The organism is Sphingobacterium sp. UBA5996, assembly GCF_002429765.1.
GTDB lineage: Bacteria > Bacteroidota > Bacteroidia > Sphingobacteriales > Sphingobacteriaceae > Sphingobacterium.
Map to the genome: position 1 here is coordinate 126,337 of NZ_DJAS01000022.1, position 6,585 is coordinate 132,921.

The window sequence follows — 6,585 nt, forward strand, 5'->3', positions numbered from 1 at the left end:
TGCCCCAATAAAGCAAACATATTTGTAGCAATTCTGAGAATTCATTTAAATTGATTATGTGTATGGTCAAATATCGGCCAAGACAGCAGTAAATTACTTTGTGCTAAATTTTAGATAATGGTCTTTAATCGGTATCCCATCTGCAGTCCGGAACGCATTCCCTGTAATGATGATCTCATAGGTTTCGTTTGGTTCCAATTCCCAGTCTATACCCCTAAATGACCGTCCATGTCCCAATAAGGGCCTGTCGAAATTTATCTTCAGCTCCTTTAAGGTATTGCTGACATTGGTTTGTCCATCCTGAATACCCTCAAAAGAAATAATTTTTGGTCTCCTTTCTTCAAAGGACTCATCTAAAGAAGAAATATTTGTAGCATAGGATTGATAAGCCTCAGCAAGTACAGGCATATAACTCTCTAAAGTAGGATATTTGTCGCGCTGACGGTCAAAGTTTTCTAGTTCATCAACGAGTTTTTCAATCCAAAGAAATCCCCTATCTAGCTGTTCATTGGTTTCCTTTGAGATTTCTTCGGAGTTGAAATGATGATCTTTCAGATATTTAATAACCGCAGCTCGAACCAATGCCTCATTCAGCATCGTTTGCCAGCTACGGTATGCCTGCCGGTTCATTTTTTCCTTTACAACACCATATAATTTTTCACCGCTTTCCCTAAAAATTGTCGTGTCTTCTATCGGAAAATGTCAAATTGAATCTTTATATTCTCGTAAATTCAAGCACCAAGTCTCCATCTTTCAACAACAAGCATTGTTCGTCGGGCATAAACTCTAAAATGCTACCTTCATCATCATACACAAATGTATAGTCTGACTTATAGCGATAAGGAACATACATCTGTCCATTGTCTGATAACTGACCGATCAAATTCTTGCCATCTGAAGAAATCGTCATTGTTTGACTCCCCTCCTTATATCGATAGGTTCCTGCTATTTTGCGAAACTTATCCTCAGTCAGGTCTTTTGTTTTATTGAAATCGGGTAAGATGGGATCTCTACCATAAACATATTGAATGAGTGTATTTTGGACTTCGCCTAGGTTAATATTAACGGCGTTACACAAAGTCACGATCCCCAGCTTTTCCGCAGGAAAATACCAATAATCCGAGAAATAATTTTCAATTCTACCACCGTGAATATACCCTATTGGATTCTTAAATCGTGCTTTTTCTATTCCCATTCCGTATTCCCCCTTACTCTCGGGTAACATTAACGCAAGGCTCTCCTTGGAGATTAATTTACCCTCAAACAGTCCTGAAAGAAATCGATTAAGTTCTACAGCTGTAGTCGCTATACCACCGCTAGCGGGATGATTGGAAAAATTTACATTTGAATTTTTAATATATTTATTTTGAATATTATACGATACCGCTTCATGTCTATTGGGATCTGTCTCTGCAGAGAAGTAAGTATTGTTAAGTCTAAGTGGTTTGCATATCTTTTCATTTAACAGTGTAGCGTAAGACTTCTGATATACTTTCTCCAATATAAACCCTAATAGTACATAATTCGTATTGCTGTATTCGAAGGCAGTATTTGGTTCAAAATTGCTTTTAAAATCCTTAATATAGTTAAAAACTTCTGCTTCTGTATGAAATTTCTGGTCCCATATTTCGTTCCCATCGATTTCAGTAAAGTTAACTATGCCACTACGATGCTTCAATAATTGCTCTATAGTGATCTTTTCGGCATTTTTAATTTGGGGATAAAATGTCGAAAGATACGTCTCCAAACGTAGTTTTTGTTCTTCTACAGCCTTGAGAATTAAAACAGCCGTGTAAGTTTTTGTATTGGATGCAATACGGAATTTTGTACTGCTATCGTTTTTTCTTTTAGAATCAACATCGGCATAGCCTATTGAACTTGTATAAAATAGACTATCATTGTGCAGTACCGCTACACTTCCCATCATTTTATTATTTCGGAAAAGATGATCAAAATACGCATTTAACTTTTCTTGCGCTACCAATGTTGTATCGCCGAGAAAAGCAAATAAAACAATAAGCACGGAGATATTCTTACTACATTTTAGCAAACACATATATAAGGGATTTATTGAAAGATCTATTTGTATGTTTTCAATGGTCCAACAGCTGTATTGGATTGCTCTAATTTACATAACTAATTGATTTATTTATTTTATAAAAATATATATCCTTATTATACATAGCGGGAGAAGTATAATACGACGAGGTTAGCGCAAATTTTTATGGAAGCAGACAGCCTCAATAAAGATTGTATTATCTATATGTCAGAAGTATTAAAATTCACATTGCGATTATCCCGAAAATATCGGTTTCGTCATACCATGCCAATAATTTACCAACTCTATAAAGTGTATGCTATCTTTCATAGGTCTATAGCATCGGCCCATAGAAACATCATAGATGAAATTAGCGCTTAATATAATCCCTATATTCTTCCTGAATCATTCCAGGAAACATATCTATGAAAAAGATGCTTTATGGATGAATGCAGCAAATTTTAATGCCTCATCAATTGAATAAAAAGTATTTATCACTCCAAAAGGTTCATCAGGATCAGCCAATGGAAACGCATAGATGTCCATGAAATCTTCATTTCCCTCATCAAAGCATTCGAAATAGGCTACAGAAAAACTGTCATCGCTTCCCTTATCAATATTTAACCATTTAAGAATGGTATAATCATCGTCTTCTACGTGGCCTAGCCATTGTTCTACAGATGTTCCCAGTCTAAGGCTTGTTCTGATTTAATCGTCTGTTAAATACTGTATCATAAATAAAAACGCGATGTATGAATGTAGTTAATTGTACTATGGAAAACAAATCATTTCGACATAGTTCACTTAAGGTTACTCATCATGATTTTTATAGAAATGATCGAAGTCCCAATACTTTAAACTAGATTTACCAGACGAGAGTTAATGAAATATTGACCAAAACTAGTTGGCGAGTTAAAAGTCAATTCAAATCTATCGGTCGTTAGATCGAACCAACCTCTTATTCTCGTTACCGTCATTAGGAGAAGCATTCTCCCACTTCATTTCCTTCGTATTCAATTTTTTTATCAAATACTGTTCCGTATATATCTTGCGTTCATCGTAGAGCGTCACCAAAGTCTTATCATTACTTAATACATAGGTTCTGAAAATGGTCGTATCTCGATTTGAAAGCGCATTGTATATATTCTTAATGCAGGTCATATCTGAGTTGAATTTGTATGTAAACGAACCATCTACGGCCATTCTAGGATCATCATTTGCGACGGTCCACTTACCGATCAGGTTATCAATTGCTATCTTTTCATCTTTTTTGCAAGAGCTAAGAACGACAAAAATTAAGGCTGGAAGCAAAACTCTGTATTTTCTTTTCATAACTTATTGATTATTTATATATCAGCAATACGAGTGAATTTGAGAATCTGCTACAGTAATATTTATAATATCCATTTCACGAGACCATCATCAAAATGCACGTTAAATAGCTCTTTATTTATACCTTCTAGGTATATTTTTAGTTTAACGTTCTCTTGGCCCCATAAAAGTGGACAAGGCATTAGGAAAAAGAAGAATAAGTGAATTAAACGCATATATTTTTTATAATAATTTGAAAAAGGTGTTAAAATATAGCGCCAAATATTGATTACGGATAGCAATGAACTCCAGATACTTCACATTGAGTTCTCATTTAAATAGATTGCAAAATCAAGATAATCATTTGAGCCTAGAAAAATTCATGACAGTTAATAAACAGCGAATAAGCTCCCTATTTTTGACGAATTAGCCCATCATTTACTCAAGCTTCTAGACGCACATCAAGCGCGCTAACTATCTATTTTCCAAGTTAATGATTCAATCACAGATTTAAAAACGCCTTATTAAAAGTTGGAAACGAATCAAATTGTATGTCATGTTTTATAGCCAAATTCTTTGCAAATCATTATATTTAATAAAGCCCTCTATTTTAAAAAATGAAAAAAATATACCATATTATTATTCTAATAATTTTGTCAGCAACCTTCAGTGTAAACTTTGTAAATGGGCAGGTAAACTGCCAACAGCTTCTGAAAAAGAAAATATCTTTGCAAGATTTAGATATTAGTAAAATTGACAGTATTCTTAAAGATTTTGCACGGTTAAGAGGATGCGGTCTCGACAGCAGCGCACTAGAGATAATTAGCGAGCCTCCACTTTTTGCCACCTTAATTGTAGCGTTCCTGGATTCTGGCAAAAAAAAGGATGTAACTTACCAAAACATCTTTGACAAGATAATAGAGTTCCAAAATTCGGATGAATTTCCATTCTTAAAAAGTTCTCATAATGCATCCAAAGCGCTCAAAAATAAGAAAGTAAACCTTAAAAATTGGATATCAGACCGCAAGTTACTTTTGCAAATTCCGCTAGACTCTAACGAGGTTGAAGAATTCTATAACTACATAAAAACCAATCCTTCGAAAGATTACTCTTATTTTGAAGCTTGGGGCATCTTCAAAAATCTTGCAAAAAAGCAGCAACAAGCGAGCGTAGATATGGAGATGAAAACAAGTATAGACGATTCACCACGCAATATTGAGGATGCACTATTCAGGGGGAAGTATAATACTATGACGTTAGCAGAAATTTTCCTGGAAGCAGACAGCCTCAACAAGAATGTTATCATCTATTTTACGGGCTGGAACCATATAGATAGCAGAAAAATCGAAGCTTCTTTGTTTGACGACAAGAAACTCAACACAAAACTTCTTCATGAATTTTTGTTTGTCATTTTGTACATTGATGACAAAACCAAGATAGATGAAATACCGAACCTTAAAAATGACGAAAACAGTACCGGCAACATAACCATAGGTAAACGTAGCCTAAAAATTCAGCAGCGTTATCTGGGCTCTACAGATATACCTGCATTTATATTTTTGGATAGCAAAGGAAAATTAATCAAAACTTTGTCTAAAAATATAAATAAAGAAACCTTGAGAAGTTTTCTAACACATTAGACAAATAGATATTTTATACTTAAATAAATGATATCAACTGCAGAAATACTTAGTCAACTTGACCAAGACGCTAAAAATTATACCTTTCCAATGTTGGATAACGGCTATTACTATCATGGAGATCAAAAAATGGTAATTTTTCGCGATGAAAATAGATGGGCAATGTTAATTGAAATTTTTGCATTCAACAATCACGATTATGACGTAAAGGGTTTTACAACAATTGCCTATGTATATGGCAATTGCCTACTTAACGGTTATGATCATGTCAGTTTCAATTGTTTCGTAAGTGATTCTGATACGGATTCATTTCTTTATGATAATGAAAATTATATCCCATATCTGGATAGTAACGTTAAAACCATAAAAATTAGAGATAAAATTATTCCATTAAACACAGATCCTGATTTTCTTAAACATAAACAAATCGATCCTGAATATCCAAATAAAATTGCCCCTTGGGATTTAATGAGAAGCTTTGTACCTGAATATTCAGATCATATTTGGCTAACCAATACCGAAATATCGCTAACCATTCCATCCGATTTACCGATATTCTTAGAGCTGAATGAATGGCTCCATCCTGATTTAGCGGATAATCAACTACCGAGTGCAATGGAAGCATTTATTCAGATCGCAGAAGCACTTGCGACTGGCAATAAAGCATTATATAAGCCTACTCTTGCACCAAACACGCACTGGAAATATTGGCCTGAGGGTGGAACTTTATAAATACGAGGGATTAGAATTTAATTTTAAATAGCTTTATCGCGTTTTAATTTTGTTTTTTACAATGAGCGCTGCGATTATTCCCCCTTTTCATGTAAATTATAAAATTAGACGATGAAACAAAAACGAGCATAACTAATACTATCAATGCTGAACAACATGGAATTTTTAAAGAGGGCACATCCAAAAGGGGTACAAAACATGGCTGTTAGATTTTTGTTTCTATTTTTAGCCATCATCATGTTGTCTTGCATTTCGCATAGGAAACGAGATGCAAATTATTTTAAGGATAATGGTGGATATAGTATAAGATATTTAAAAGAGAGTAGAGATCTGGAAGGAATAATATCACTTCAGGGAGAGGTACGCATGGGAGGAAGTAATAAGATAGTACCAAATGCAGTAATTGAAGTTCGGGATTTAGATAATGAATTAATTGCTAAAAAAACAGCTGATAGTCAAGGAAGATTTGAGTTTACCATAAAAACTGAACCTACTGTCGGGAATATTAATATCAATGGATCGGATGGAAATGCATTAGGTGAACTTGAAATCGCTAAAGTCGATATGGGTAGATTTTACTCGCAAGTAGAAATATCTGTGAAATTGTTCGTAATAAATGGAGTTATGACAAGCAAAGTACCCCTTTCGAAAAAAGAGTTTAAAGAAATCAAAAATCAAAATAATAAATAAATTTAGAGTATTAAAATTTCATCTCGTTTACAACGGAACCTATTCAGATAAAGTATTTTTGTTTATTATTTGAAATCACTACCGTCCAAAATAAAAATTAGGTTACGAAAAAAGGTGATTGTTCTTATCAAGAAGCGTATTATTTTAGCTTGTTCCATTAGCTATCCCCCCTTA

At 34.0% G+C, this 6,585-nt stretch carries 6 protein-coding genes; 3 read left to right on the top strand and 3 right to left on the bottom strand.

Features of this window, described 5'->3' with window-relative positions; genetic code table 11:
* Positions 1-93: 93 nt before the first annotated feature.
* From B3E00_RS16950 to B3E00_RS16960, 3 genes are all read right to left on the bottom strand, one after another.
* A complete protein-coding gene (locus tag B3E00_RS16950; protein ID WP_349681467.1) occupies positions 94-693 on the bottom strand; it encodes a DUF4932 domain-containing protein in 600 nt (199 codons plus the stop codon).
* A 22-nt stretch (positions 694-715) separates the two neighbouring features.
* On the bottom strand, positions 716-2,056 hold the full coding sequence (locus tag B3E00_RS16955; RefSeq protein WP_293939430.1) for a serine hydrolase domain-containing protein: 1,341 nt from the start codon (positions 2,054-2,056) through the stop codon (positions 716-718).
* 912 nt (positions 2,057-2,968) lie between these two features.
* Positions 2,969-3,370, bottom strand: a complete 402-nt coding sequence (locus B3E00_RS16960; RefSeq protein ID WP_293939432.1) for a hypothetical protein — start codon at positions 3,368-3,370, stop codon at positions 2,969-2,971.
* Positions 3,371-3,966: 596 nt separating this feature from the next.
* Here B3E00_RS16960 and B3E00_RS16965 point away from each other — a divergent pair.
* The 3 genes from B3E00_RS16965 to B3E00_RS16975 all read left to right on the top strand — a co-directional run bounded on the left by B3E00_RS16965 (position 3,967) and on the right by B3E00_RS16975 (position 6,411).
* Positions 3,967-4,989, top strand: coding sequence for a hypothetical protein (locus B3E00_RS16965; RefSeq protein WP_293939433.1), 1,023 nt, complete (start codon positions 3,967-3,969; stop codon positions 4,987-4,989).
* A 27-nt stretch (positions 4,990-5,016) separates the two neighbouring features.
* Positions 5,017-5,721, top strand: a complete 705-nt coding sequence (locus B3E00_RS16970; RefSeq protein WP_293939434.1) for a DUF7003 family protein — start codon at positions 5,017-5,019, stop codon at positions 5,719-5,721.
* 156 nt (positions 5,722-5,877) lie between these two features.
* Positions 5,878-6,411, top strand: coding sequence for a hypothetical protein (locus B3E00_RS16975; protein WP_293939436.1), 534 nt, complete (start codon positions 5,878-5,880; stop codon positions 6,409-6,411).
* The last annotated feature ends 174 nt before the right edge of the window (positions 6,412-6,585 follow it).